The organism is Pseudomonas sp. RIT-562 (assembly GCF_026241895.1).
In the GTDB taxonomy this organism is placed as follows: Bacteria; Pseudomonadota; Gammaproteobacteria; order Pseudomonadales; family Pseudomonadaceae; genus Aquipseudomonas; species Aquipseudomonas mandelii_F.
The window spans coordinates 88,401-113,503 of the sequence record NZ_JAPJIV010000001.1 but is presented as its reverse complement, the minus strand read 5'-3'; the positions used below and the strand labels follow the sequence as shown (position 1 = coordinate 113,503).

The window sequence follows — 25,103 nt, the reverse complement described above, 5'->3', positions numbered from 1 at the left end:
GAACGAGAATCCAAAAGTGATAGGGCTGGGTAGAAATAATTTTCAATTAGGGCCTGGCTTCAGCCTTCGTCACCGTCACCCACCACTGCGTGTGCTGCTCGATCTGCACTGGCAGCGTCGGCAGCAATGTGCGCAAGGCCTTGTCGGTATCGTTCAAGGGAAAGCTGCCGGTGATCCGCAGGTCTGCAATTTCCGGCGCTACGCCCAGGTACCCCGGACGGTAACGACTCAGTTCATGCACCAGGTCCTCCAGGCGCGCGTTGTCCACCACCAACATGCCCCGGGTCCAGGCGTCCGCACCGAGGTTGAGCGCAACGATGGGGCCGAGGCCATTGTTGCGCATCAGCACTTGCTGGCCTTCGCGCAGAATCTGTTCCTCGAGACTCGCCTGCGGATAGGCCGCAACCGCCGACTGCAATACGCTCAGACGTGTGCCTTCATCTTCACGCTTGACCAGGAAGCGCGTACCCAGTGCACGCATGCTGCCTTCGCGGGTTTCGACAATGAACGGCCGACTGTCGCCGTGACCGGTTTCAACCAGGATTTCACCGTCCTGGAGAATCACCCGCCGCTGCTTCTCATCAAAGCGCACGTCCACGGCACTGTGGGTGTTGAGATTGATCACGGTGCCGTCGCTCAGGCGCAGGGTCCGCTGTTCGCCAGTGGCAGTACGCTGATCGGCCAGCCAATAGTCGAGCGGCAGATAGCGCTCGCCCGCGAACAGCGCCAGGCCAATCACTGCGACGATGCTGGCCAGGCCGCTGCCCAGCTTGCGCACACGTCGGCGGATGCCTTCGCGCGATTGCAGCAACGCGGCACGCGCCGGACCATTAGCGACACTGAAACGCTGGTCGAGCATGCCCAGCTGACGCCAGGCGCGCGCGTGTTCTTCGTGGGCGGCGTGCCATTTGGCGAACTCTTCGCGCTCCACCGGGTTGCCGGAATCCAGCGCCAGCTGCCAGGCAATCGCCGCATCCAGGACCTGCGTCGAGACCGGTTTGGAACTGACCGGGCTCATACGGGTTCACCGTACAGCGCGATGTAGCACTGGCGAATGCCCTGGGCCAGGTATTGCCTGACCCGCGGCACCGACACTCCGAGGCGCTGGGCGATTTCTGCGTGGCTGAGGCCGTCGAGCCGGTTGAACAGAAACGCCGCCCGCGCCTTGCTCGACAGTTTGCCGAGCAGACGATCGATGTTCTTCAAGTCTTCGAGAATCAGTTGTTGTTCTTCCACCGAGGGGTGTTCGCCTTCGGGGATCAGCATCAGCTCGGCAAGGTAAGCCTGCTCCAGCGCGGCGCGGCGGAAATAGTCGAACAACAGGCCCTTGGCGATCGCCACCAGAAACGCCCGGGGCTCGCGGGGCTCGTTCAGTTCGCCGCGGCCCAGCAGTCGCACGAAGGTGTCCTGACTGAGATCTTCAGCCCGTTGCGGACAGGCGACATTGCGTCGAAGCCAAGCCAATAGCCAGCTGCGGTGGTCGCGATATAACGCACCGACGAGCTCGCTGTGGGGGCTTTGGACTGACGGCACGCAGCATCACCGATTGGGAAGAGTTAACTAACGAGAATTGTTCGCGATTGTCGCAGAGGCGGGGGAGGTAAGCAATTGGCGCTGGTCGGGTGGGCGTTACAGGTATTTTGAACCGTATGAGCCCTTGTAGCAGCTGCTACACGGGATCGCGTTGCGTTAGAAGGAGGGAGAATGCTGGCGCCGCTTCCACTGACTCAGCCGCTGCTGCAGGTTCAACGGGCTGTGAATCTGCTGCTGGCGTGCCCGACTGAACAGAATCAGCGCCAGTTCCGCAGTGGCCAGCGCGTCGGCGCTGGCGTTGTGGCGCTCGAATACTTCGAGCTTGAACCAGTCGATCCACTCGTCCAGTCCCGCTTCGCGAATCTGTGCCTGGGGGCACAGCAGCGGGGCGATGTCCGCCACATCCAGGAAGGTATTCTGCAACTTGTACCCCAGGTGATCCTTCAGCGCTCGGCCGAGCATGTGCTGGTCGAAAGGTGCATGAAAAGCCAGCACCGGGCTGTCGCCAAGGAATTCCATGAACTCCAGCAATGCTTGCGCTGGATCGCTGCCGGCGGCGATCGCGCTTGGGCCGAGGCCATGGATCAGCACGCTTGGGGCCAATTTCATGTCAGCGCATTGCAGGGTTCGTTCGAACTGTTGACTGAAGTCGATAGCCCCATCCTCGATCACCACCGCACCGATCGACAGCACCTGGTCCTTGTTCAGGTTCAGCCCAGTGGTTTCCAGGTCCAGCACGACCCAGCGCTGCTCGCGCAGGCTGCATTCGCTGAGCCCGGCCTGTGCCGGCAGGCGATCCAGGCGTTGCAGCACGTCGCCAGACAGCACTGGGCCTGCTGGGCGAAACCATGAGAACAGGTTCATAACTGATACCGCAGAGTCAGGCTGCTTTGCAGGCGTTGGGCCTGGCGCAGGGACTCACGCAGGATGCGTCGATCTAGGTGATTGAGGCTGTCAGGGTCGACCCGGTTGGAGTAGGGCAGGTTCTCCCGGGTCTGCAGCTGATGCTGCTGCATGCGGGTCTGCTGGATGAAGTGATAGGCCTCTTCGTAGGCCGCACCGTCAAGTCGGTCGATGACTTCTTTATCGACCAGTTGGCGAAAGCGTTCCAGGGTGTTGTTGGTCTCGATGCCGTTGGCCAGGGCCAGCAACCGGGCGCCGTCGACAAAGGGGGTAAGACCCTGGACTTTCAAATCCATCGTGGCTTTTTCGCCATGCTTGCGGGCCAGGACGAATTCGCGGAAACGTCCTACCGGTGGCCGGTTGCGAAGGGCGTTGTCAGCCATCATGCGCTGGAACAGGCGGTTGTCGGCCACCTGATCGAGAATACCGCGACGCAATTGTTCACAACCCTGCTCATCACCCCAGACCACGCGCAGGTCGAAATAGATGCTCGAGCCCAGCAGGTTTTCCGGGGTGGCCTCGCGGATAAATGCGGAAAACCGCCGGGCCCATTCAGCTCGGGACAAACACAGCTCGGGGTTGCCAGCCATGATGTTGCCCTTGCACAGCGTGAACCCACACAACGCCAGGCTCTGGTTGATCTGCTGGGCGATGGGCAGCAACTTGCCGCGAATTTCTGCCGCGTGCGCGGCGTCCTTCGCCTCGAACAGAATGCCGTTGTCCTGATCGGTGTGCAGCGTCTGCTCGCGACGGCCTTCACTGCCGAAGCAGAGCCAACTGAAGGGCACACCCGGGTCGCCTTTCTCGGCCAGTGTCAGCTCGATTACCCGGCACACCGTGTGATCGTTGAGCAGGGTAATGATGTGAGTGATCTGGGTAGAAGACGCGCCATGGGCCAGCATGCGTTCCACCAGCTGGCCGATCTCGCCGCGCAGTGCTACCAGGCTTTCCACGCGCTGAGCACTGCGGATAGTCCGGGCCAGGTGCACCAGGTCGACCCGCTGCAGGGAAAACAGGTCGCGCTCCGACACCACTCCGCACAGTCGGTGATCCTTGACCAGGCAGACGTGGGCAATGTGCCGCTCGGTCATGGCAATCGCTGCATCGAAGGCGCTGTGGTCCGGCGATAAAAAGAACGGGGCGCGGGTCATGTGCCGTTCGATGGCTTCGTTGAAGTCGTTGGTGCCGCCGGCCACCACGTGCCGCAAGTCGCGCAGGGTAAAAATCCCCAGTGGGGCTTTTTCATCATCGACCACCACAATGCTGCCAACCTGTTGCTCATGCATCAGGGTCACTGCTTCGCGCAGGGGCGTGATCGGGCTGCAGGTGACTGGGTGACGCATGGCCAATTCGCCCAGGCGGGTGTTGAGCGAGTATTGGGTGCCCAGGGTTTCCACGGCTTTTTGCTGGACTTGCTGGTTGACCTGGTCCAGCAGACTGCTGACGCCACGCAGGGCAAAGTCGCGAAAGGTATGCGAAAGCGCGAACAGCTTGATGAATGCCAGCTTGTTCAGCTGCAGGCAAAAGGTGTCTTCGGCTGCCAGGTGTTCGGTACGGGTCGCGCGCTCGCCTAACAATGCGGCGAGTGGAAAGCACTCGCCGGTGGTGATTTCAAAAGTGGTTTCGGTCCCGCCTTTCGCGGTATGCGGGCGCTCACCCACGACCCGGCCTTGCTTGACGATGTAGAAGTGTTCAACCGGGCCATCGTCGGGCTTGATGATGCTCTCGTCCGGTGCGTAAAAACGCAGCTGGCATTGCTCGACCAGATACGCCAGGTGGGCATGTTCCATTTGATTGAACGGCGGGAAGCGCTGAAGGAACTGCAAAGTGCCCTGGATGTTCTGCAACACCGCGGTTTTCCCTGCCTGGGTGAAGGCGTCCGCTTTACTCATAACCATGACCGCAATCTTTTTTGAATTGTTGTTGTCGGATGACTTCACCATGGTCGGCCCATGGGCGCGGGGTGCCCATTGGACGTAAGTCTAGGTAGGCGACAGCCTGATTAACTATCGGAAGAATCTGACGACACGGCGAGAAAATTCCCACCCCCCGACTATTGGAAATAAATCCGACGAAGTGCACATTGAACGTCTGCCTGGCGATGTCTCACCAGTGGGCCAGGAACGATTTGAAACCTTTGAGAAAGCCATGTCCGACCACGATATCCTGAGTGACGCCGAGCGCGAGGCGCTAAGTGCGGTCATGCTCGAACCCGATCTACCGCCACAGCGCGTGCTGATCGTCGATGATGACAAAGACGCACGTGAATTATTGTCGGAGATCCTGGCTCTCGATGGTATTCGCTGCATGACTGCAGCCAGCGGTGAAACCGCCCTCAAGATGTTGAGCGAGAAACCTTCGATTGGCCTGGTGATCACCGATCTGCGGATGGGCCATGTCGATGGCCTGGACTTGATTCGCCAGGTGCGCGAATCGGTGCGGGCGGCCATGCCGATCATCATCGTATCCGGGGATGCCGATGTGAAAGACGCCATCGCCGCGATGCATCTGAGCGTGGTGGATTTTCTGCTCAAGCCAATTGATACCGTGAAGCTGCTGGGACTGGTGAAACACGAGTTGGGTTTGGATTTGTGATCACCTGTAGGAGCTGCCGAAGGCTGCGATCTTTTTGATCTTCCCCGAACAAAAAAAGGCCCTGATCCGCAGATCAGGGCCTTTTTTGTTCAGCGCTAACGATTACTCAAATGCCATTCGCAGCCTTGAACTCACGGCGACGACGATGCAACACCGGCTCGGTGTAACCGTTCGGTTGCTTGGTACCTTCCACCACCAGTTCGACCGCCGCCTGGAAGGCGATGTTGCTGTCAAAGTTTGGTGCCAGTGGGCGGTACAGCGGGTCGTTGGCGTTCTGACGGTCAACCACGGGCGCCATGCGCTTGAGGCTTTCCAGCACTTGCTCTTCGGTAACGATACCGTGGCGCAGCCAGTTGGCGATGTGCTGGCTGGAGATACGCAGCGTTGCACGGTCTTCCATCAGGCCGACATCATTGATGTCCGGTACCTTCGAACAGCCTACGCCCTGGTCGATCCAGCGCACCACGTAACCGAGAATGCCCTGGGCGTTGTTGTCCAGTTCGTTCTTGATCTGCTCTGCAGTCCAGCTCGGGTTTACTGCCAGCGGAATGGTCAGGATGTCGTCTACCGAGGCGCGCGCACGCTTGGCCAGTTCGGCCTGGCGGGCGAACACGTCGACCTTGTGGTAGTGCAATGCGTGCAACGCAGCTGCAGTTGGCGACGGTACCCAGGCAGTGTTTGCGCCGGCCAGCGGGTGAGCGACTTTCTGTTCAAGCATCGCCGCCATCAGGTCGGGCATTGCCCACATGCCTTTACCGATTTGCGCACGACCTTGCAGGCCGGTGCTCAAGCCGATATCGACGTTCCAGTTCTCATAGGCGCCGATCCACTTCTGCGCTTTCATGTCGGCCTTGCGCACCATCGGGCCGGCCTCCATGGAAGTGTGGATTTCATCACCCGTGCGGTCGAGGAAGCCGGTGTTGATGAACACCACGCGCTCGGCAGCCGCCTGGATGCAGGCCTTGAGGTTAACCGTGGTGCGGCGCTCCTCGTCCATGATGCCGACTTTCAGAGTGTTGCGCGGCAGGCCCAGCACGTCTTCGATGCGACCGAACAGCTCGTTAGTGAATGCGGCTTCTTCCGGGCCGTGCATCTTCGGCTTCACGATATAGACCGAACCGGTACGGCTGTTCTTGCGTGAGTTGTTGCCGTTGAGGCTGTGGATGGCGGCCAGGCAGGTCACCAGACCGTCGAGAATGCCTTCCGGTACTTCGTTGCCGTCCTTGTCGAGGATGGCGTCGATGGTCATCAAGTGGCCAACGTTGCGCACGAACAACAGCGAGCGGCCATGCAGGCTCAGTTCCTTGCCGTCGACGCCGGTGTAGGTGCGGTCGGCGTTCATGGTGCGGGTGAACGTCTTGCCGCCCTTGGAAACCTCTTCCGACAGGTCGCCCTTCATCAGGCCAAGCCAGTTGCGGTAGATCACCACTTTGTCATCGGCATCGACAGCGGCGACGGAGTCTTCGCAGTCCATGATGGTGGTCAGCGCGGCTTCCATCAGAATGTCTTTGATGCCGGCAGCGTCGGTCTGGCCGACCGGGGTGCTGGCGTCGACCTGGATCTCGAAATGCAGGCCGTTGTTCTTCAGCAGGATCGCGGTAGGTGCCGCAGCATCGCCGTGGAAGCCGATCAACTGGGCGTCGTCGCGCAGACCGGAGTTGCTGCCACCTTTGAGGGCGACCACCAGTTTGCCGTCGACAATCTTGTAGCCGGTGGAGTCGACGTGGGAGCCGGCAGCCAGAGGTGCCGCTTCGTCGAGGAAAGCACGGGCGAAGGCAATGACCTTGTCGCCGCGGACCTTGTTGTAGCCTTTGCCTTTGTCTGCGCCGTCGGCTTCGCTAATGGCATCAGTGCCATACAGCGCGTCGTACAGCGAACCCCAGCGGGCGTTCGAGGCATTGAGCGCGAAGCGCGCATTCATCACCGGCACCACGAGCTGCGGGCCGGCCATGCGGGCGATTTCGTCATCGACGTTTTGCGTCGTTGCCTGGAAATCGGCCGCTTCTGGCAGCAGATAACCGATGTCTTGCAAGAAGGCTTTATAAGCCACGGCGTCGTGTGGTTGACCGGCACGGGATTGGTGCCAGCCATCGATACGAGCCTGGAAATCATCGCGTTTGGCGAGTAGGGCTTTGTTCTTCGGCGCCAGGTCATGAATGACCTTGTCGGCACCGGCCCAGAACTTATCGGCGGTGAGGCCGGTACCGGGAATGGCTTCGTTGTTCACGAAGTCGAACAGGACTTTGGCGACCTGCAGGCCACCGACTTGAACGTGTTCAGTCATTGCTTGCCTCACTCTGCTCAGCTATTTCGCTTTTCAGCTCTTCAATTATGACAATGAAGCCTCTGGCCATTTAAACCACAAACCCTGGCGCCAGTACATGCCCTTGCGGGCGGCTGGGGTTGGTCCAATCAACGGCTTGAGGCCTTGCTGACAGGGCTTTCAGGGGTTGCGACTGCGCCTTGGCAGACATCGATCCAACGTTATGTAGTGCGCGCTGCGGCATACTACATGATGAATTGCGGTTGTGAAAATTAGACTAATTACGTCGTTCTGCGACCCCATGACGCATTGCGGTCGCGTCGGGGAACGGGATGTTCTCAAAAAAGTGATGGATTGTTCCAGTTAAATATAAAAAGTTGTACACGATTTGTGGTTCGCAGGATCCACAGAGGTGATCCAATCGCGAGCAGGCTCACTCTCACAGGCGTAGCGCGATCGGTGTAGGAGTGAGCCTGCTCGCGATGGCGTCGGCTAGTCAACGCAGTACCAACCCTTGCCTATACTTGCCTTTCCATAACAAAAGAGGGCTGCGCCATGGACCACCTCGTACTCACAGTTTTCGCTCCGGACAAGCCTGGGCAGGTCGAGCGCATCGCCCAGTGCATTGCCGAGCACGGCGGCAACTGGCTGGAAAGCCGAATGTCGCGGATGGCCGGGCAATTCGCCGGCATTCTGCGGGTGGGAGTGCCGGCCGAAGCCTATGACGAGCTGGTGGATGCGCTGCAAGCCTTATCCGCCCACGGGATACGGGTGCTGATCGCCGAGAGTGGCATTGAGCAGTCCTGCACCTGGAAGCCGATTGCCATGGAACTGGTGGGCAATGATCGGCCGGGCATCGTGCGCGATATCACTCGCCTGCTCAGTGAGCAGGGGGTGAATCTCGAACGGCTGGTGACCGAAGTGCGTCCCGCACCGATGAGCAGCGAACCACTGTTCCACGCCGAAGCGATTCTTGCGGTGCCGCTGACGCTGTCACTGGATGTGTTGCAGTCGCGCCTGGAAACCCTGGCGGATGATTTGATGGTGGAGTTGGTGTTGCGCAGCGAGGCTTGAAAAGGTTATCCAAGTTAAACGTGCACCTGCCTGTGGATAACCTGTAGAGACAGCCCGCCAGCCCACGGGGGCCGGGCTTCTCCAGCAGTTGATCAAAAAACCAGCAGTTTCAATAACTTGCGCACAATCGCCGGGGATCACGCTGTGGATAACCTTGGGGCAGATGGTTGCAGGCCACGAAATTCGTGGCCTGCAGAGGTTTGTATGTTTTTTGATCAGCTGCGTCGGCGCAGACTTATCACCGCATCGACGCTGTAAACCGCCAGGCCCGCCCAGATGAAGATGAAAGCCACCAAGGTGCTGGAGGATAGATGCTCGCCGAATAACAGCACGGCCTGGAGCAAGACCAGCGTAGGCGCCAGGTACTGGAGAAAGCCCAGCGTGGTGTAGGGCAAATGCCGCGCCGCCGCGTTGAAACATACCAGGGGCACCAGCGTCACCGGGCCGGCAGCCACCAGCCACCAGGCTTCGGAGGTGGTCCAGAACTGTGCTTGGGCGCTGCTCGCACCGGGATTGAACAATAGCCATGCGACTGCAATCGGCACCAGCATCCAGGTTTCGACCACCAGCCCCGGTAGGGCTTTGACCGGTGCCTGTTTGCGGATCAAGCCGTAGAAGCCAAAGGTCAATGCCAGCACCAGCGACACCCAGGGCAGGCTGCCGACTTGCCATACCTGCTGTGCCACTCCGACTGCCGCCAGACCTACCGCCAACCACTGCATGCGGCGCAAGCGTTCACCGAGGATCAGCATGCCCAACAGCACGTTTACCAGTGGGTTGATGTAGTAACCCAGGCTGGCCTCGAGCATGCGCCCGTTGTTCACCGACCAGACGTAGGTCAGCCAGTTGGCGGCGATGAGGGTGCCGCTGAGGGCGAGGATGGCCAGGCGTTTTGGATTGTCGCGCAATTCGCGCCACCAGCCTGGGTGCTTCCAGACCATCAGCAACATCGCGCCGAACAGTGCCGACCACAGCACCCTGTGGATGATGATCTCCACGGCTGGGACGCTGGCGATGGCTTTGAAGTAGAGCGGGAAGAGTCCCCAGATGATGTAGGCACTCAGGCCCAGGATGTACCCGCGGCGCGGGTTGGCGGCTTGCATGCAGAATCCTTGCTTAGGCAGCTAACAAAAGAAGGGATTGTAGGGTGGTTGTATAGATGTGTCGTGTCAGAAAGCAAAAAGATCGCAGCCTGCGGCAGCTCCTGCGTGGGAACGCATTCCAATGTGGGAGCTGCCGCAGGCTGCGATCTTTTGATCTTGAATTAAAAAAGTTTCAGCGGTTCTTCGTTGAGCGCCGCCAGTTGCTCACGCAGCGCCAGCACCTGATCGCCCCAGTACCGCTCCGTGCCGAACCACGGAAAACTGTGAGGGAACGCCGGGTCATCCCAGCGTCGGGCCAGCCAGGCGCTGTAGTGCATCAGGCGCAACGCGCGCAGCGGTTCGATCAGCGCCAGCTCCCGCGGGTCGAAGTCGTGGAATTCGTTGTAGCCGTCCATCAGCTCTGACAACTGGCCGAGGCATTCCTGGCGATCGCCTGCGAGCATCATCCAGATGTCCTGTACCGCAGGGCCCATGCGGCAATCGTCGAGGTCGACGATATGAAACATTTCATCCCGACACATCATGTTGCCCGGATGACAATCCCCGTGCATGCGGATGTTCTGGTGGGGAGTGGCCTTGTAGACCTCTTCGACTCGCTTGAGCAGGTCGCGGGCGACTGACTCGTAGGCGGGCAGCAGGCTTTTAGGGATGAAATTGCCTTCGAGCAAGGTTGTCAGCGAGGCATGACCGAAGTTCTGTACGCCCAGCGCTTCGCGATGTTCAAAAGGTTTGGTCGCGCCCACGGCGTGCAGGCGTCCGAGCAATTGGCCCAGGCGATACAGCTGGTCGAGATTGCCTGGCTCGGGCGCGCGGCCACCACGGCGCGGGAACAGGGTGAAACGGAAACCGTTGTGCTCGTGCAGGCTGGCGCCGTTGTGGATCATCGGCGCGACTACGGGCACATCGCATTCGGCGAGTTCGAAGGTGAACTGGTGCTCTTCAAGGATCGCTTCGTTGGTCCAGCGCTTTGGGCGGTAGAACTTGGCGATCAGTGGTTCACTGTCTTCGATGCCGACTTGATAGACACGGTTCTCGTAGCTATTGAGGGCCAGGATGCGGGCGTCGCTGAGGAAACCGATGCTTTCAACGGCATCGAGCACAAGATCTGGGGTGAGGGTTGCAAACGGGTGGGCCATGCTGACTCCTGCGCGCAGCAGGCTGCCGCGTCCGGCCAAGCATGGTAGCGCAGATGTGTGTTGTCTGGGCGGACGCCTTCGCGGGCAAGCCTGCTCCCACAGGTCTATGCGCCATTATTAAATCGGCGACAACCCTGTGGGAGCGGGCTTGCCCGCGAAGCTTTTCCGTCGATGAAGGCGTATCAGGCGCCAACGACTCCGCCATCTTCCCGGCTGATAGCCATCACTGAAGAGCGCGGCTTACCGTTCGGCAGATGCTCAGGGAAGGTCGATCCGCCGTTTTCCCCCGGATGCTGGATTCCGACAAACAGGGTTTTATGGTCCGGCGAGAAGCTGATCCCAGTTACCTCACAGCCGACCGGGCCAACCATGAACCGGCGGATTTCGCCGGTCACCGGGTCGGCACAGAGCATCTGGTTATTGCCCATGCCGTCGAAGTCACCGGCATTGCTCGAATCGCCGTCGGTGAGTATCCACAACCTGCCGGCATCGTCGAATCCCAAGCCGTCCGGACTGTTGAACATGTTTTGCGGCGTGATGTTCGACGAACCACCCTTTGGCGTACCGCCATGAACGCCGGGGTTGCCGGCGACGACGAACAGATCCCAGGCGAAACTTTTCGAGCCGTGATCATCCCGATCGGTACGCCAGCGCAGGATCTGCCCGTACACATTCTTTTCCCGCGGGTTAGGCCCGCCCACCGGCTGGCCGTCTTCGCCACGCTTGGCGTTGTTGGTCAGGGTGCAGTAGACCTGGCCGTCCTTGGGACTGACGACAATCCACTCCGGCCGGTCCATGCGGGTGGCGTGCACCACACTGGCGGCGAGGCGGGCGTGGATCAGCACTTCGGCCTGGTCGGCAAAACCGCTACCGGCGTCGATGCCGTTCTTGCCGTGGGTCAGCTCGATCCACTCGCCATGACCTTTGGGATGATCAGGATTGCTGTCGCCGGAGTCGAAACGCGCGACGTACAAGGTGCCGTGATCCAGCAGGTCGCGGTTGGCCTTGGCATTGGCATGATTGATCTTGTCGCGGCTGACGAACTTGTAGATGAACTCACCGCGCTCGTCATCGCCCATGTACACCACGGCATGGCCGTCGGCAGTTTCCGCCAGTGCGGCGTTTTCATGCTTGAAGCGGCCCAGGGCGGTACGCTTTTTCGGAGTCGACTTCGGATCAAACGGGTCGATCTCCACCACCCAGCCGTGACGGTTGAGCTCGTTGGGATTTTTTGCCATGTCGAAGCGCGGATCGTGGGGATGCCAATTGATTTCCTTGCTGGTGGCCACCACGCCGTAGCGTTTTTGCGCCGCATCGAATACTTGCCCGGCGTCGCTGCTGCCAAAGCAGTCGGTGAAGTTTTCCTCGCACGTCAGGTAAGTGCCCCAGGGCGTCTTGCCATTGGCGCAGTTCTGGAAAGTACCGAGGACATGTTTGCCTTGGGGGTCTGCGCTGGTTTTCATCAGGGCGTGGCCAGCTGCGGGACCGCTCAGGTCGATGGGCGCGTTGCCATGAATGCGACGGTTGTAGCGCGAGCCCTGGACGAAGTGCCATTGGCCGCCCTTGCGTTGCACTTCGATCACCGACACGCCCTCACAGGCCAGGGCCTTGTGCACGTCGGCGGCCGATTGCGGCATGCCGCCGTGGGGGTAGAGGTAGCGATAGTTGGTGTATTCGTTGTTGATCGCCATCAGCGCACGGTCTTTTTCACCCGCAAACTCGAACAGGCTCATGCCGTCGTTGTTGTCCCCGAACTGCAGTTCCTGCTGCTCGGCGGTGCCGTTGCCGCTCGGATCGAAAGCTGGACCGTCCTTGTGCAACGGCTGCCCCCAGCTGATCAACACCGAAGACCGGTAGCCCGGCGGCAGGCTGATGGCGTCGTTGGTCGCGGCGGGAATGCTGTCGAAACCCAGCAGCTTGCTGGTGCCCGCGCTGACACTGGCGGCCAGGACGCTACGGCTCAGCAGGCTACCGCCCATGAACATGGCCGCGCCGCAGAGGGCGCCGGCGCTGATGAAGCCACGGCGGCTGAGGCCGACCATTTTTTCGAGGTCGGTGGACTGGTTTTCTTCTAATAGGCTCACATCAGGCTCCCTGCAGGATTTTGCAGCCACCTTAAAGAGCATTAATGACGCTAATGTTTCAGAGCGGTGTACCCAAGAGTACGTTGGAAGGTGCGAATTGCACTTGTAGCGGTTTGCCGACGCCCAGGCCCAGTGTTTGCAGGTGGAGCGGCTCGGCCAGCGCACACAACGTCTGGCCGTTGGGGAGGCTGATGCGCACTTCACTCGGGCCGTCCTCGGCGTCGAGTATTTCTTCGATCCTGCCCTCCAGGCAGTTGGTGCCCGCTGTCGGCTGATGATCCATGCCGAGCAAATCGAGCCAGCCGGCCTTGATCAGCGCCACTACTTCGGTGCCGATTTGCAGTTCCAGGCGCAAGGTGCTGTCGTGGGTTATCTGCGTGTCGATCACCAGGCCGGCGGCCAGTTCCAGGCGAACTCGATCATTACGCCCCTGGGTCTCGATCGCGACCACCTTGCCGTGCAACTGATTGCGTGCGCTGGTCCTGAGCATCAGGCGCCCGAGCAGGCCCAGGTCGCTGGCTTCTTCAGCGGTTTCCAGCACCTGAGCCTGGAGGACCTGTAGCTTCTGGTACAGGCGCAACACCCGCTCACCCTCACTGGATAGCCGGGCGCCGCCACCACCCTTGCCGCCAACACTACGTACCACCAAGGGCTGCTGCGCCAGGTTGTTCAGCTCATCGATAGCATCCCAGGCCGCCTTGTAACTCAGCCCGGCGCTTTTCGCCGCGCGGGTGATCGAGCCCTGCTCGGCGATGTGTTGCAGCAGGGCGATGCGCTGCGGGCGGCGGACGATGTGCTGGGACAACAGGGTTGGCAGGGACATGGTGGGGGCGCTTTTGGCTGTGACGATGAGCAGGAAGTTGGCGGCTTGGCGGCTGGTAGTCAAGCCAAGGTGATCTCTATGCAGAAGTGAATCTGTGGGAGCAAGGCTTGCTCCTACAGGGTTTTAGACGTGGTATCGCCAGGCTTTGGCGTGCGCGCCAGACAATAGACGTCGACCCGTGCAGCCCCTGCGTTCAGTAACAGGCGAGCTAAGGCGTGGGCCGTGGCGCCGGTGGTCAGCACGTCGTCCACCAGAGCAAAGTGCAGGCCTGTGACGGTTGCATCCGGTGCCAGGGCGAAGGCATTGCGCAGATTTTTTTTGCGTGCCTCAGCCTTCAGATCCTGTTGCGCACTGGTGTCCTGAACCCGCCGGACCAGCTTCTCGTCGCACCCTATCTGCAGAATTTCACTCAGCCAGTTCGCCAGCATCGCGGCTTGATTAAAGCCCCGCTGGCGCAAGCGTCGGGTAGCCATGGGAACCGGCACCAGCGCATCGGGGCGTGGCATGTGCTCGTCGAAGCGATTTTGCAGGTACTGCGCTAGAAGTTCGCCGAGCAGGCGCCCATATGGCCACTTCGCGTTGTGTTTGAAACGGGTGATCAGCGCGTCGACCGGAAAACCGTAAAGCCAGGGCACGGCGACCTGTTCGAAAGCCGGCGGGTGCGTCAGGCATTGACCGCAGGTCATGCCGGGTGCGGGCAGAGGCAAGGCGCAGGTCAGGCATTGTTCGCCGAGCCATGGCAGCTCAGTTTCACAGGCCATGCAGATCGGCGCAGTGTCTTCGACATCTTCCTGGCATAGCAAACACGACTGTTTGTTTTTTAACCAGATGTAAACCGGACCATCGTAACGTGGTTGACAGCGCATCGCTCTTCCTTAAATATGCCGAACATCCGTGTCGCGCCTGTGGTTATTCCATACCCGGCGCCTGCCAAGCATAAAACAAGGAAACGCCCATGAGCGCCAGCACCACTGCAAACCTGCGTCATGACTGGTCTTTGGCCGAAGTCAAAGCACTCTTCGTGCAGCCATTCAATGACCTGCTGTTCCAGGCGCAGACGGTGCACCGCGCGCATTTCGACGCTAATCGCGTGCAGGTTTCCACCTTGCTGTCGATCAAGACGGGCGCCTGCCCGGAAGATTGCAAATATTGTCCGCAGTCGGGTCACTACAACACCGGGCTGGAAAAAGAAAAGCTGATGGAAGTGCAGAAGGTCCTCGATGAGGCCGCTCGCGCCAAAGCCATCGGCTCGACTCGGTTTTGCATGGGCGCCGCCTGGAAGCATCCTTCGGCCAAGGACATGCCCTATGTACTGGAGATGGTCAAAGGCGTGAAAGCCATGGGCCTGGAAACCTGCATGACCCTCGGCCGTCTCGATCAGGACCAGACCGAAGCGCTGGCCCAGGCTGGCCTGGACTATTACAACCACAACCTCGACACGTCGCCGGAGTTCTACGGCAGCATCATCACCACCCGTACTTACAGTGAGCGCCTGCAGACCCTGGCCTACGTGCGTGATTCCGGAATGAAGATCTGCTCGGGCGGCATCCTCGGCATGGGCGAATCCCTCGACGACCGCGCCAACCTGCTGATCCAGCTGGCCAACCTGCCGGAGCATCCGGAGTCGGTGCCGATCAACATGCTGGTGAAAGTCGCCGGCACTCCGTTGGAAAATGCCGAGGACATCGACCCGTTCGATTTCATCCGCATGCTGGCGGTCGCGCGCATCCTCATGCCGCAGTCCCATGTGCGCCTGTCCGCAGGCCGTGAAGCAATGAACGAGCAGATGCAGGCCCTGGCATTTTTCGCCGGTGCCAACTCGATTTTCTACGGTGACAAATTGCTGACCACCGCCAACCCGCAGGCTGACAAGGACATGCAGTTGTTCTCGCGCCTGGGAATCCTGCCGGAAGCACGTGAAGAGCATGCGGACGAGGTACACCAGGCGGCGATTGAGCAAGCGTTGGTGGAGCAGAAGAGCAGCGAGCAGTTCTATAACGCCGCGGTCTGATACTCCTGATTGAAATGCCAACCCTGTAGGAGTGAGCCTGCTCGCGATTGCGTCGACATCAATGTTGAATGTACTGGCCCCATCGCGAGCAGGCTCACTCCTACAGGGGGTGTGTCCGCATTGTTTTATGTGATTTAACCTCCGAGGCCTGCATGTCTTTTGATCTCCGTGCACGGCTTGCTGCCCGTCGTGCCGAAAACCTCTACCGCCAGCGCCCGCTGCTCGAAAGCCCTCAGGGCCCGCAAGTGGTGGTCGATGGCCAGCCGTTGCTCGCCTTCTGCAACAACGACTACCTGGGCCTGGCGAACCATCCGCAAGTGATCGAAGCCTGGCGCGCTGGCGCCTCCAAGTGGGGCGTCGGTGGTGGGGCGTCCCATCTGGTGATCGGTCACAGCAGCCCGCATCATGCACTCGAAGAAGCCTTGGCCGACCTGACCGGCCGGCCCCGCGCACTGTTGTTCACCACCGGTTACATGGCCAATCTCGGGGCCGTGACTGCCTTGGTGGGGCAGGGCGATACAGTGCTGGAAGACCGGCTTAATCATGCCTCTTTGCTGGACGCCGGCCTGCTATCCGGTGCGCGTTTCAATCGTTACCTGCATAACGACGCGACCAGCCTGGCCAAGCGCCTGGAAAAAGCCACTGGCAATACTCTGGTCGTCACCGACGGAGTGTTCAGCATGGACGGCGATATCGCCGATCTGCCCGCCCTGGCTCGTGAAGCACGGGCGAAAGGCGCGTGGTTGATGGTCGATGATGCCCACGGTTTTGGCCCGCTGGGTGCCAACGGCGGTGGAATCGTCGAGCACTTCGGCCTGAGCCAGGACGATGTGCCGGTGCTGGTGGGCACGCTGGGCAAGGCCTTCGGCACGGCAGGAGCCTTTGTCGCGGGCAGCGAAGAGCTGATCGAAAGCCTGATCCAATTCGCCCGCCCCTATATCTACACCACCAGTCAGCCCCCCGCCCTGGCGTGCGCAACCCTGAAGAGCCTCGAACTGCTGCGCAGCGAACACTGGCGGCGTGAACACTTGAAGGCATTGATCAGCCAGTTCCGCCACGGCGCACAGCAGATTGGCCTGGAGTTGATGGACAGCTTTACCCCTATCCAGCCGATCATGGTCGGCGATGCCGGTCGCGCGATTCGCCTGTCGCAAATGCTCCGCGAGCGCGGCCTGATGGTGACAGCAATCCGCCCACCCACTGTGCCTGCCGGAAGCGCCCGGCTACGGGTGACCTTGACCGCTGCGCACAGCGAAGCGCAGGTGCAGCTATTGTTAAACGCACTGGCAGATTGTTTTCAACAATTGGGGGCGGAGCCAAGCCATGCGTAATCGACTGATTCTGCTGCCAGGCTGGGGCCTGGGGATTTCTCCCCTGGAGCCTTTGGCGGCGGCGTTGCAAGGGCTGGATGAACACCTGCATGTCGAGATCGAACCGCTGCCGGAACTGGAGTCGAGTGATCTCGAAGACTGGCTCGACGAACTCGACTCGACCGTACCTCAAGATGCATGGCTGGGCGGCTGGTCATTAGGCGGCATGTTGGCGTCTGAATTGGCGGCACGGCGCGGTGATCGCTGCTGCGGTCTGCTGACGCTGGCGAGCAATCCTTCCTTCGTCGCCCATCAACACTGGCCGAGCGCGATGCCCGGTGAAACCTTCGATGCTTTTTTGGCCGGTTGTCGCGACGACTCGCGCATGACCCTCAAGCGGTTCTCGCTGCTGTGCGCTCAGGGCGCCGAAGATGCCCGCGGCCTGTCGCGGCTGTTGCTGGGGGGAGCTCCGCACAGTTCGCCAGAGGTATTGATGAGCGGCCTGGAGCTGCTTGCGCAACTGGATACGCGCCAGGCATTGCAGGCCTTTCGCGGTCCGCAGTTGCACCTGTTCGCCGGTCTGGACGGATTAGTGCCTGCGGAAGCCGCGGGCGAGTTGCTGGCGTTGCTGCCGGATGTGGAAATCGGTCTGATTGAACAGGCCGGTCACGCGTTTCTCCTGGAGGACCCGCACGGAGTGGCGGGGGCGATCCAGGCTTTTTTGCACGAGTGCGGCGATGACTGACCTGTCCCTTCCCAACCTGTCCGGCGGTTTGCCGGACAAACGCCAGGTGGCGGCCTCCTTTTCCCGGGCGGCAGGCACCTACGACAGCGTGGCCGAATTGCAGCGCGATGTCGGCAGCCAGTTGCTGAGTCGCCTGCCGGAAGATTTTTCACCGGATCGCTGGCTGGACCTGGGCTGTGGCACGGGCTATTTCAGCCGCGCACTGGGCGAGCGCTTTACCGACGCCCAAGGTGTGGCGCTGGATATCGCCGAAGGCATGCTGGCTCACGCTCGCCCACTGGGTGGCGCCACTCACTTCATTGCCGGGGACGCGGAGAGCCTGCCGTTGCAGGATGCGAGCTGTGACCTGATCTTTTCCAGCCTGGCGGTGCAATGGTGCGCGGATTTCGCCTCAGTGCTCAGTGAAGTCCGGCGGGTGCTGAAACCGGGAGGCGTTTTCGCATTTGCTAGTCTGTGTGTGGGCACGTTGTCCGAGTTGCGTGACAGTTGGCGCAGAGTGGATGGCATGGTTCACGTTAATCGCTTCCGCGAGCTGGGTATCTACCAGCATCTGTGCGCGGACAGTGGCTTGCGTGTAGCGAGCCTGCAAACCTGTGCACATGTGCTGCATTACCCTGATGTGCGCAGCCTGACCCATGAACTCAAGGCGTTGGGTGCGCACAACATTAATCCTGGGCGGCCCGGTGGTTTGACCGGTCGCGCGCGAATTCTCGGCTTGATCGAGGCTTATGAGCAGTTTCGTCAGGCCGAAGGTCTGCCGGCGACTTATCAAGTGGTCTACGCGGTGCTGGAGAAACCTTTATGAGCGCAGCCTATTTCATCACCGGTACGGACACCGATGTGGGCAAGACCACCGTAGCCGCCGGCTTGCTGCACGCCGCGCGGTCGGCCGGAATGAGCACGGCAGCGGGCAAGCCGGTGGCCTCTGGCTGCGATGTAACCCCCAAGGGTTTGCGCAATGCCGATGCATTGGCATTGCTGGCGGAATGTTCCTTGCCGCTGAAGTATGTGCAGGTCAATCCGGTGGCGTTCGAACCCGCTATTGCCCCGCACCTGGCCGCCCGGGAAGCCGGGGTGGCGTTGACCGTGCAATCGCTGTTCATCCCGATGCAGCAGATTCTGGACATGCAGGCGGACTTCACCCTGATCGAAGGGGCTGGCGGCTGGCGGGTACCATTGGCGGACCAGGACAACCTGTCGGACTTGGCGAAGGCGCTGAATCTGCCGGTCATCCTCGTGGTGGGTGTGCGCCTGGGCTGCATCAATCACGCGCTGTTGACCGCCGAAGCCATTGCCCGCGATGGCCTGCAACTGGCGGGCTGGGTCGCCAATATCATCGATCCGAAGACTTCGCGTCTGGAAGAAAACCTGGCGACGCTGGCCGAGCGGATCCCTGCGCCATGTCTGGGCCGGGTGCCAAAACTCAAGCTGGTGAGTGCGGAAGCGGTGGCCGAGCATCTGCAGCTGGATCTGCTGGACTAGTTTTGCCTATGGTAAGGCACTGTGCCATTAGTGTTTTTGTCGGGCCTTTTCGCTGCAGGTCTGCTTCAATGAAGGTTGTTGTTCCTTCACAAGGACGAATTCTGCGATGGAAATCTCAGGTAACAGCGCTTTTTATGCCGGGCTGAGCACAGTTCAGACCGGACAGCACCGCATAGACCAGGCCGCAGGGCAGATTGCCAACAATACCCTCGAACGGTCGGCGGCCAGTCAATCTTCGGATATTCAGGCTAGTCGTTTGCGTTCGGTGGATAGCAGCCAGCTATCAGACGTGGCCAGCAACCTGATCGAGATGTCCCAGGGCAAATACCAGGCAGAACTCGGCGTGAAGATCGCCAAGGCTTCCGATGAAATGCTCGGTACGTTGATCGACACGTACGCCTGAATCCATCCTCGCGCAACACTCCAGACGCCGCGCCTGTTCGCGGCGTTTTTGTGCGTAAGTCCTTATCGCTCAACTAATCTTTTGTATAGCCCGCTTCAACCCGGCAGCGGCTGAGGACGGCTGCCTGTGGAAAATGCAGAAGCCGTGATGACGAACGGCAAAAGATCGACGCTTGACAAGGTTTGGTCGTAAACGTATGTTTCAAACAACTGTTTGACCGCCACAACAAATCAACGCGGTCGTTCATCCCCGGTTACATCAGCAGAGGTTTATCGCTATGCCTGACTACAAGGCCCCCTTGCGTGATATTCGCTTCGTTCGTGACGAGCTGCTCGGCTACGAAGCGCACTATTCGAGCCTCCCGGCTTGCGCAGACGCAACTCCGGACATGGTTGACGCCATTCTCGAAGAAGGCGCCAAGTTTTGTGAGCAGGTATTGGCTCCGCTGAACCGCGTGGGTGACACCGAAGGCTGCACCTGGAGCGAGTCCGGCGTTAAGACCCCGACTGGTTTCAAAGAAGCCTACAAGCAATTCGTAGAAGGCGGCTGGCCAAGCCTGGCCCACGACGTAGAGCACGGCGGCCAAGGCCTGCCGGAGTCCCTGGGTCTGGCTGTGAGCGAAATGGTCGGCGAAGCCAACTGGTCGTGGGGCATGTACCCAGGCCTGTCCCATGGTGCGATGAACACCATTTCCGAGCACGGCACGCCTGAGCAACAAGAGGCTTACCTGACCAAGCTGGTATCCGGCGAGTGGACAGGCACCATGTGCCTGACCGAACCACACTGCGGCACCGACCTGGGCATGCTGCGCACCAAGGCCGAGCCTCAGGCCGACGGTTCCTACAAAGTCTCCGGCACCAAGATCTTCATCTCGGCCGGTGAACACGACATGGCCGACAACATCGTCCACATCGTGCTCGCACGCCTGCCGGACGCGCCGGCTGGCACTAAAGGCATCTCGCTGTTCATCGTTCCCAAGTTCATGCCGAACGCAGACGGTTCGATCGGCGCACGTAACGCTGTGACCTGCGGTTCCCTGGAACACAAGATGGGCATCCACGGTAACGCCACCTGCGTGATGAACTTCGACGGGGCCACCGGTTACCTGATCGGCCCGGCGAACAAAGGCCTGAACTGCATGTTCACCTTTATGAACACCGCTCGCCTGGGTACCGCGCTGCAAGGTCTGGCCCACGCCGAGATCGGCTTCCAGGGCGGCCTGAAATACGCTCGCGATCGCCTGCAAATGCGTTCGCTGACTGGCCCGAAAGCGCCGGAAAAAGCCGCTGACCCGATCATCGTGCACCCTGATGTACGTCGCATGCTGTTGACCATGAAGGCGTTCGCCGAAGGCAACCGCGCGATGGTTTATTTCACCGCCAAGCAAGTCGACATCGTCAAATACGGCGTAGACGAGGAAGAGAAGAAGAAAGCCGACGCACTGCTGGCCTTCATGACTCCAATCGCTAAAGCCTTCATGACTGAAGTGGGCTTCGAGTCCGCCAACCACGGCGTGCAAATCTACGGCGGCCACGGCTTCATCGCCGAGTGGGGCATGGAGCAGAACGTTCGCGACAGCCGCATTTCGATGCTGTACGAAGGCACCACCGGTATCCAGGCACTCGACCTGCTGGGCCGTAAAGTGTTGATGACTCAAGGCGAGGCTCTGAAAGGCTTCACCAAGATCGTCCACAAGTTCTGCCAGACCAACGAAGGCAACGAAGCCGTTCAGGAATTCGTCACTCCGCTGGCTGCAATCAACAAGGAATGGGGCGAGCTGACCATGAAGGTCGGTATGGCCGCCATGAAAGATCGCGAAGAAGTCGGCGCGGCTTCCGTGGACTATCTGATGTACTCCGGTTACGCCTGCCTGGCCTACTTCTGGGCTGACATGGCGCGCCTGGCTGCCGAGAAACTGGCTGCGGGCACTTCCGACGAGGCGTTCTACACCGCCAAGCTGCAGACTGCGCGCTTCTACTTCCAGCGCATCCTGCCGCGTACTCGCACTCACGTGGCGACCATGCTGTCGGGCGCTGGCAACCTGATGGACATGAAAGAAGAGAACTTCGCACTGGGCTACTAAGCCTCGGGCAGTTCCGACCAAACCGCTGCTTCTTCGGGAGCAGCGGTTTTTTTGTGCCTGCTTTTAACCAGGGATGGATAAATATTTGTCCCTGCCCATCAAGAAATCCCCCGGTCGGGCCGTTAAAGAAGATGGCCATATGACATCTCTCTCAGGGCTGTGTTTTACTGCGATGATTCATGCGCGTGCCATCAACCTTAGCCAGGCCGGAACCAACCCTTGCCGCGTTCTTCCGCTGTTCGTCTCAGCCACTTCCTGCCGTCTTTGCTGCTATTGCTCGCGGGGCTCGCGGCTGCGTACGTCAAGGACCTGAACGTATTTTTCACTTCGCTGTTCAATGTCCTGCCGACCCTGGTGCTGCTGCTAGGCGGCGCCTATTGCGCGGTCTATCGGCGTCAGCGCGAATTGTTCCTGATGCTGACGGTGTACATCGCCTACTACCTGCTCGACACCCAGACCGATTACTACCGCAACAACGGCACGGTACGCGAGGATGCTGCGGTGGTGTTTCATCTGTGTTGTCTGTTGCTGCCGCTGCTGTTCGCCGTATTTGCCGCCTGGCAGGAGCGCACTCATCTGTTCCAGGACATGGTGGCGCGGTTCGCGGTATTGCTGGCCGTCGGCAGTATCGCCCTGGGGCTGGAGCAAAGTTATCCCCAGGCCTTGCAGATGTGGCTGGCGGAAATCCGCTGGCCCGCCCTGCATGGCGCGTGGATGAGTTTGATCCAGTTGGCCTATCCGGTATTCGTCGCGGCGTTCCTGCTGCTGGCGTGGCAGTACTGGCGCCACCCGCGGCCTTTGCATGCCGCGCAACTGGTCGGCCTGCTCGGCCTGTTCTGGATGCTGCCGAAGACTTTTATCCTGCCCTTCACCCTGAACATCATGTGCAGCCAGGTGATGCTGATGATCGCTGCAGCGGTGGCCCATGAAGCCTATCAAATGGCTTTTCGCGACGAGCTCACCGGGCTGCCCGGCCGCCGCGCCCTGAATGAGCGCATGCAACGCCTGGGGCGCAACTATGTGCTGGCGATGAGCGACGTCGACTACTTCAAGAAATTCAACGATACCCATGGCCACGATGTCGGCGATCAGGTGCTGCGGCTGGTGGCCAGCAAATTGTCCAAGGTCGGCGGTGGTGGGCGGGCGTATCGGTATGGAGGAGAGGAGTTTGCCCTGGTGTTCGCCGGGAAAAGCCTGGAGGAATGCCTGCCGCACCTGGAGCTCATCCGCGAGTCTATCGCCACCTACAACATCCATCTGCGCAACCAGGACAACCGTCCCCAGGATGATCAGCAAGGGCGCCAGCGGCGTGCGGGTGCAAGCGCGTCGAGTGTCTCGGTGACGGTCAGCATCGGCGTGGCCGAGCGGCTGGAGCAACGAACGCCGGAGCGCGTGCTCAAATCGGCGGACGAAGCGCTCTACAGCGCCAAGGGCGCCGGGCGAAACTGCGTGGTGGCCTTCGGGCAGAACCGGCGTGGCGCGGTGCGCATGGAAGCCGCTACGGATTGAGTGATGATGGCGCATTCAGCGTCTGGACTGTGATTGTCCGACGGGTTCGGCGGCAGTAGGTTGGAGTGATCTGCTGCCGGAGAAATGACCATGCCCGACTATAAAGCCCCCCTGCGCGACATGCGCTTTCTGATCGACCACGTCTTCGACTTTCACAGCAACTACGCGGCCTTGGGAGCTGCTGACGCCAGCCCGGACATGGTCAATGCGATTCTTGAAGAGGGGGCGAAATTCTGCGAGAACGTGCTCGCACCGCTCAACCGTAGTGGCGACGAAGAAGGCTGCCATTTCGATCAGGGTGTTGTGACGACGCCGGCGGGTTTCAAGCAGGCCTTCGCGCAATATGTTGAAGGTGGCTGGCATGGGCTGGCGGCTGATCCGGAGTACGGCGGCCAGGGCCTGCCCAGTTCCCTGGGGTTGGTGATCAGCGAGATGGTCGGTTCCAGCAACACTTCCTGGGGCATGTACCCGGGGCTGACCCACGGCGCCATGTCGGCGATTCACGCCCATGGCACTGAAGCTCAGAAACACACCTACCTGAGCAAACTCACTGCGGGCCAGTGGACCGGCACCATGTGCCTGACCGAAGCCCATTGCGGCACGGACCTGGGCATCATCAAGACCCGCGCCGTGCCTGCTGCAGATGGCAGCTATGCGATCTCCGGCAGCAAGATTTTCATCTCGGCCGGCGAGCATGACCTGAGTGACAACATCATCCACCTGGTCCTGGCGAAACTGCCGGATGCGCCAGCCGGGACCAAAGGCATCTCGCTGTTCATCGTGCCTAAATTCCTGCCCGATGCCCACGGCGAAGCGGGCGAGCGCAACGGTGTTTCCTGTGGCTCGATTGAGCACAAGATGGGCATCAAGGCCTCCGCCACTTGCGTGCTGAATTTTGATGGCGCCACGGGTTACCTGATCGGGGAGCCGAACAAAGGCCTGAACTGCATGTTCACCATGATGAACCATGCGCGCCTCGGCACCGGTATGCAGGGGCTGTGCCTGGGGGAGGCGAGTTTCCAGGGGGCGATCAAATACGCCAACGATCGCCTGCAAATGCGCTCGCTGACCGGGCCTAAGGCGCCGGACAAACCCGCCGATCCGATCATCGTGCACCCCGATGTGCGCCGCATGTTGCTGACCATGAAAGCCTTCAACGAAGGCAATCGCGCGCTCACCTACTTCACCGCGCAGTTGCTGGATGTTGCGCACTTGAGTGCGGATGCAACCGCGCGACAGGATGCCGAGGACTTGCTGGCGTTCCTGACACCGATCTGCAAAGCCTTCATGACCGATACCGGCCTGGAAGTGACCAACCTCGGCATGCAGGTGTACGGCGGCCATGGGTTTATCCGCGAATGGGGCATGGAGCAGCTGGTGCGTGACTGCCGCATCGCGCCGATCTACGAAGGCACCAACGGCATCCAGGCGTTGGACCTGCTGGGGCGCAAGGTGCTTGGCAGCCAGGGCAAGTTGCTGCGAGGCTTCACCAAAGTCGTGCACAAGTTTTGCGCCGCCAATGCCGCGCATCCGCAACTGTCCAGCTACGTGGCGCAGCTCAACGACCTGAACCGGCAGTGGGGCGAGGTGACGACCCAGGTGGGCATCGCCGCGATGAAAAACCCCGACGAAGTCGGCGCGGCCTCTGTGGATTACTTGATGTACAGCGGTTACATCATTCTGGGTTATCTATGGCTGCGCATGGCGCTGGTCGCCCAGGCACAGCTTGACGAGGGCGCCGGGGATGCCGATTACTGCAGGGGTAAACTGGCAACCAGTGAGTTCTACTTCAAGCGTCTGCTGCCCCGCACAGCCGCTCATCGTGCAGCGATAGAGGCGGGAAGTGATTGCCTGATGCAGTTGCCTGCGCAATTGTTTGCGCTCTGACAGCTGCACGATTCCGTAGGAGCCTGGCTTGCCGGCGATGGCGATGGCAAGCCATGCACCAACAGCGCTGATGACTAAAAATTACAAATCGGTCATGAGCTGACCCTATGTGTCGTAAAAGTTGTTGAGGTACACTCGATTCAACCGAAATATTTTCTG

21 protein-coding genes are annotated in these 25,103 nt (G+C 60.3%); 11 read left to right on the top strand and 10 right to left on the bottom strand.

All coding sequences use genetic code 11. The annotated features are described in order from the left end of the window. Positions 1 to 46: 46 nt before the first annotated feature. The 4 genes from ORL50_RS00505 to ORL50_RS00490 all read right to left on the bottom strand — a co-directional run bounded on the left by ORL50_RS00505 (position 47) and on the right by ORL50_RS00490 (position 4,334). Complete coding sequence (locus ORL50_RS00505; RefSeq protein ID WP_266009116.1) at positions 47 to 1,018, bottom strand: FecR domain-containing protein; 972 nt, start codon at positions 1,016 to 1,018, stop codon at positions 47 to 49. After that, a complete protein-coding gene (locus ORL50_RS00500) occupies positions 1,015 to 1,533 on the bottom strand; it encodes an RNA polymerase sigma factor (RefSeq protein ID WP_266009114.1) in 519 nt (172 codons plus the stop codon). Before ORL50_RS00500 ends, ORL50_RS00505 begins: the two co-directional genes overlap by 4 nt. Positions 1,534 to 1,689: 156 nt before the next feature. Next, positions 1,690 to 2,397, bottom strand: a complete 708-nt coding sequence (locus tag ORL50_RS00495) for a 3'-5' exonuclease (protein WP_266009112.1) — start codon at positions 2,395 to 2,397, stop codon at positions 1,690 to 1,692. Beyond that, a complete protein-coding gene (locus tag ORL50_RS00490) occupies positions 2,394 to 4,334 on the bottom strand; it encodes a putative nucleotidyltransferase substrate binding domain-containing protein (protein ID WP_266009110.1) in 1,941 nt (646 codons plus the stop codon). The genes ORL50_RS00495 and ORL50_RS00490 overlap by 4 nt, the downstream gene beginning before the upstream one ends. Before the next feature lie 250 nt (positions 4,335 to 4,584). Here ORL50_RS00490 and ORL50_RS00485 point away from each other — a divergent pair, with 250 nt between their 5' ends. Next, complete coding sequence (locus ORL50_RS00485) at positions 4,585 to 5,031, top strand: response regulator (RefSeq protein WP_266009108.1); 447 nt, start codon at positions 4,585 to 4,587, stop codon at positions 5,029 to 5,031. A gap of 106 nt (positions 5,032 to 5,137) precedes the next feature. Here the strand turns inward: ORL50_RS00485 and ORL50_RS00480 are convergent, their stop codons facing one another. Next, complete coding sequence (locus tag ORL50_RS00480) at positions 5,138 to 7,315, bottom strand: malate synthase G (RefSeq protein ID WP_266009106.1); 2,178 nt, start codon at positions 7,313 to 7,315, stop codon at positions 5,138 to 5,140. A gap of 534 nt (positions 7,316 to 7,849) precedes the next feature. Between ORL50_RS00480 and ORL50_RS00475 the strand changes: the two genes are divergently transcribed. Further along, entirely contained in the window at positions 7,850 to 8,368 is a 519-nt protein-coding gene (locus ORL50_RS00475; protein WP_045059928.1) for a glycine cleavage system transcriptional repressor, read from the top strand. Positions 8,369 to 8,583: 215 nt separating this feature from the next. On the opposite strand, the gene rarD is transcribed toward ORL50_RS00475, so the two are convergent. From rarD to ORL50_RS00450, 5 genes are all read right to left on the bottom strand, one after another. Next, the gene (rarD, locus tag ORL50_RS00470; protein WP_266009104.1) at positions 8,584 to 9,471 is read right to left on the bottom strand and encodes an EamA family transporter RarD; all 888 of its coding nucleotides are present in this window, start codon (positions 9,469 to 9,471) and stop codon (positions 8,584 to 8,586) included. Between the two features lie 161 nt (positions 9,472 to 9,632). Continuing rightward, on the bottom strand, positions 9,633 to 10,607 hold the full coding sequence (locus ORL50_RS00465; RefSeq protein ID WP_266009102.1) for a serine/threonine protein kinase: 975 nt from the start codon (positions 10,605 to 10,607) through the stop codon (positions 9,633 to 9,635). Between the two features lie 182 nt (positions 10,608 to 10,789). Continuing rightward, positions 10,790 to 12,691, bottom strand: coding sequence for a PhoX family protein (locus ORL50_RS00460; protein ID WP_266009100.1), 1,902 nt, complete (start codon positions 12,689 to 12,691; stop codon positions 10,790 to 10,792). Between the two features lie 58 nt (positions 12,692 to 12,749). Next, on the bottom strand, positions 12,750 to 13,514 hold the full coding sequence (locus tag ORL50_RS00455; RefSeq protein WP_266009099.1) for a TOBE domain-containing protein: 765 nt from the start codon (positions 13,512 to 13,514) through the stop codon (positions 12,750 to 12,752). 113 nt (positions 13,515 to 13,627) lie between these two features. After that, positions 13,628 to 14,380: a ComF family protein gene (locus ORL50_RS00450; protein ID WP_266009097.1), complete on the bottom strand. Its 753-nt coding sequence runs from the start codon at positions 14,378 to 14,380 to the stop codon at positions 13,628 to 13,630. Between the two features lie 89 nt (positions 14,381 to 14,469). Between ORL50_RS00450 and bioB the strand changes: the two genes are divergently transcribed. The 9 genes from bioB to ORL50_RS00405 all read left to right on the top strand — a co-directional run bounded on the left by bioB (position 14,470) and on the right by ORL50_RS00405 (position 24,944). Continuing rightward, complete coding sequence (bioB, locus tag ORL50_RS00445; protein ID WP_266009095.1) at positions 14,470 to 15,525, top strand: biotin synthase BioB; 1,056 nt, start codon at positions 14,470 to 14,472, stop codon at positions 15,523 to 15,525. Between the two features lie 152 nt (positions 15,526 to 15,677). Continuing rightward, positions 15,678 to 16,856 carry an 8-amino-7-oxononanoate synthase gene (gene bioF, locus ORL50_RS00440; protein ID WP_266009093.1) on the top strand — a complete coding sequence of 393 codons (1,179 nt, stop codon included), beginning with the start codon at positions 15,678 to 15,680 and terminating at the stop codon, positions 16,854 to 16,856. Then, positions 16,849 to 17,580 carry an alpha/beta fold hydrolase gene (locus ORL50_RS00435; RefSeq protein WP_266009091.1) on the top strand — a complete coding sequence of 244 codons (732 nt, stop codon included), beginning with the start codon at positions 16,849 to 16,851 and terminating at the stop codon, positions 17,578 to 17,580. Before bioF ends, ORL50_RS00435 begins: the two co-directional genes overlap by 8 nt. After that, positions 17,573 to 18,385 carry a malonyl-ACP O-methyltransferase BioC gene (gene bioC / locus ORL50_RS00430; RefSeq protein WP_266009089.1) on the top strand — a complete coding sequence of 271 codons (813 nt, stop codon included), beginning with the start codon at positions 17,573 to 17,575 and terminating at the stop codon, positions 18,383 to 18,385. The genes ORL50_RS00435 and bioC overlap by 8 nt, the downstream gene beginning before the upstream one ends. Continuing rightward, a complete protein-coding gene (gene bioD, locus ORL50_RS00425; protein ID WP_266009088.1) occupies positions 18,382 to 19,062 on the top strand; it encodes a dethiobiotin synthase in 681 nt (226 codons plus the stop codon). Before bioC ends, bioD begins: the two co-directional genes overlap by 4 nt. A 106-nt stretch (positions 19,063 to 19,168) precedes the next feature. Then, positions 19,169 to 19,465, top strand: coding sequence for a pyrroloquinoline quinone biosynthesis protein PqqE (locus ORL50_RS00420; protein WP_266009086.1), 297 nt, complete (start codon positions 19,169 to 19,171; stop codon positions 19,463 to 19,465). 277 nt (positions 19,466 to 19,742) lie between these two features. Then, complete coding sequence (locus ORL50_RS00415; RefSeq protein WP_266009084.1) at positions 19,743 to 21,548, top strand: phenylacyl-CoA dehydrogenase; 1,806 nt, start codon at positions 19,743 to 19,745, stop codon at positions 21,546 to 21,548. A 219-nt stretch (positions 21,549 to 21,767) separates the two neighbouring features. Further along, on the top strand, positions 21,768 to 23,057 hold the full coding sequence (locus ORL50_RS00410) for a GGDEF domain-containing protein (protein WP_266009082.1): 1,290 nt from the start codon (positions 21,768 to 21,770) through the stop codon (positions 23,055 to 23,057). Positions 23,058 to 23,147: 90 nt separating this feature from the next. Next, entirely contained in the window at positions 23,148 to 24,944 is a 1,797-nt protein-coding gene (locus ORL50_RS00405; RefSeq protein ID WP_266009079.1) for an acyl-CoA dehydrogenase C-terminal domain-containing protein, read from the top strand. Positions 24,945 to 25,103 lie beyond the last annotated feature (159 nt).